This window comes from Actinosynnema sp. (assembly GCF_052038725.1).
The window spans coordinates 1-2,527 of record NZ_JBQGCX010001165.1; the positions used below are offsets into that span (position 1 = coordinate 1).

Sequence of the window (2,527 nt, forward strand, 5' to 3'; positions counted from 1 at the left end):
GGGGAGGAGGAGACCGGGCGTCGCGGCAACCGCCGTCGCCGGTCCGCCAACCGCCCCGCGGGCAGCCCCGAGGCGCCCGTCGCCGCGGCTGCCGCCGCCGCTCCCGCGCAGGTCGAGGCCCCGCAGCAGGCGGAGCAGCGGTCCGAGCGGGCTGAGCGCTCCGACCGGGGGGAGCGGGGCGAGCGCTCCGAGCGCCAGGGCCGGGAGCGGGGTGAGCGCGGTGACCGGGGTGAGCGCGGCGAGCGCTCCGACCGCGGCGAGCGTTCCGACCGGGGCGAGCGTTCCGAGCGGGGCGAGCGCGGCGACCGGAACCGCGACCGCGATCGGGGTGAGCGGGGCGAGCGCAACCGCGACCGGGATCGCGACCGGGACCGCGACCGCGACCGCCAGAGCAACAACGTGCCCGAGGACGACGGCGACGACGAGGGCGGCCGTCGCGGTCGCCGCTTCCGGGACCGCCGCCGCCGCGGCGGCCGGGGCGAGGGCGCGGGCGCGGGCACCGACACCGAGGTGCGCGACGACGACGTCCTGCTGCCCGTCGCGGGCATCCTGGACGTGCTGGAGAACTACGCCTTCGTGCGCACCTCCGGCTACCTCGCGGGCCCGAACGACGTCTACGTGTCGCTCTCGCTGGTGCGCAAGCACGGCCTGCGGCGCGGTGACGCCATCATCGGCGCCGTCCGCCAGCCGCGCGACGGCGAGCAGCAGCGGCAGAAGTTCAACCCGCTGGTGCGCGTCGACAAGATCAACGGGTTGGACCCGGAGGAGTCGCGCAACCGCCCCGACTTCACCAAGCTGACCCCGCTCTACCCGAACGAGCGACTGCGCCTCGAGACCGAGCCGCACATCCTCACCACGCGCGTCATCGACCTGGTGATGCCGATCGGCAAGGGCCAGCGCGCCCTCGTCGTGTCGCCGCCCAAGGCGGGCAAGACCTCGGTGCTCCAGTCGATCGCCAACGCGATCACGACGAACAACCCCGAGTGCCACCTGATGGTGGTCCTCGTGGACGAGCGCCCCGAAGAGGTCACCGACATGCAGCGGTCGGTGAAGGGCGAGGTCATCGCCTCCACCTTCGACCGCCCGCCGTCGGACCACACCACGATCTCGGAGCTGGCCATCGAGCGGGCCAAGCGCCTGGTCGAGATGGGTCACGACGTGGTCGTGCTGCTCGACTCCATCACCCGCCTCGGCCGCGCCTACAACCTGGCGGCCCCGGCGTCCGGGCGCATCCTGTCCGGTGGTGTCGACTCGACGGCGCTGTACCCGCCGAAGCGCTTCCTCGGCGCGGCCCGCAACATCGAGGGCGGCGGCTCGCTGACCGTGATCGCCACCGCGCTGGTGGAGACCGGGTCGGCCGGTGACAGCGTGATCTTCGAGGAGTTCAAGGGCACCGGCAACGCCGAGCTCAAGCTCGACCGCAAGATCGCCGACAAGCGGACCTTCCCCGCGGTGGACGTGGACTCGTCCGGCACCCGCAAGGAGGACCTGCTGCTGTCCCCGGACGAGCTGGCGGTCATGCACAAGCTGCGCCGGGTGCTGCACGCGCTCGACGGCCAGCAGGCGATCGACCTGCTGCTCGACCGGCTGCGCAAGACGCGCACCAACATCGAGTTCCTGATGCAGGTCGCGAAGACCACGCCGGGCGCGGACAACGACTGACCCCGCGCCGGGTTCGACGGCCCCGCCCCGGTTCTTCCGGGGTGGGGCCGTCGTGGTTCTGCACGGTTTTCAGCAGGGTGCTAGCGGTCCTGGGCGTTCGCGCGGCGGTCGGCGAGCAGCGCGGCCGTGCGGCGGCGCTCCAGGTAGACCTCGATCACGAGCAGCACCACGGCGGGCAGCCCCAGCCCCAGCGCGGCCCACACCGGCACCTCCACGCCGTCCAGCGCGATCCCGGCGCCCAGCACCGCCGCCAGGAACGGCCAGCGCAGCCACACCCGCTGCCACCGCGCCGTCCACACCACCGTGCCGCTGGCCGCCGCCGTGACGGCCGTCGCGGCGCCGAGCAGGGCGCTGGACAGGGCGACGTCACCGGGCAGACCGAGCGCGAGCCCCGCGAGCGCGCTCAGGCCCAGCACGGCCCCGGCGAACACGAACGGGACCGCCAGCCACGTGGTCAGCGCCAGGGGGCGACCGAACGAACTGAGCACGTGACCCAGTGTGCTGGTCGGGGCCGCGCGCCGGTACCCCGCCCGGACCACCTCCGGGGGCGCAGCGCCCAGTGGTCGGCGGCCGTCGGTGAGCGGCGGCCGTGACGAGCGCCACGGGAACACCCGAGGAGGTGGACGCGTTGCACCGGGCAGCAGTGGATCTGGCAGACTGTCAGGTCGAGTCCGGCTCCGGTTCACCCCGGCTACCAGCGCGGGGACCCGGCGGCCTCACGAGAAGAACAGGACGAGACGTTGAAGACTGGCATTCACCCGGAGTACGTGAAGACCGAGGTCACCTGTGGCTGCGGCAACACCTTCACGACCCACAGCACCAAGACTTCCGGCGCCATCCACGTCGAGGTCTGCTCCAACTGCCA

Annotated in this window: 3 protein-coding genes; 2 read left to right on the forward strand and 1 reads right to left on the reverse strand. The window is 73.2% G+C overall.

From position 1 onward, the window contains the following. The coding region (gene rho / locus ACTUAL_RS24420; RefSeq protein ID WP_440901895.1) for a transcription termination factor Rho at positions 1-1,662 on the forward strand (1,662 nt) is incomplete at its 5' end. An 80-nt stretch (positions 1,663-1,742) separates the two neighbouring features. Here the strand turns inward: rho and ACTUAL_RS24425 are convergent. After that, positions 1,743-2,150 carry a hypothetical protein gene (locus tag ACTUAL_RS24425; protein ID WP_232520072.1) on the reverse strand — a complete coding sequence of 136 codons (408 nt, stop codon included), beginning with the start codon at positions 2,148-2,150 and terminating at the stop codon, positions 1,743-1,745. Between the two features lie 252 nt (positions 2,151-2,402). Between ACTUAL_RS24425 and rpmE the strand changes: the two genes are divergently transcribed. Then, a partial coding sequence (rpmE, locus tag ACTUAL_RS24430) for a 50S ribosomal protein L31 (RefSeq protein ID WP_440901896.1) occupies positions 2,403-2,527 on the forward strand: 125 nt, incomplete at its 3' end.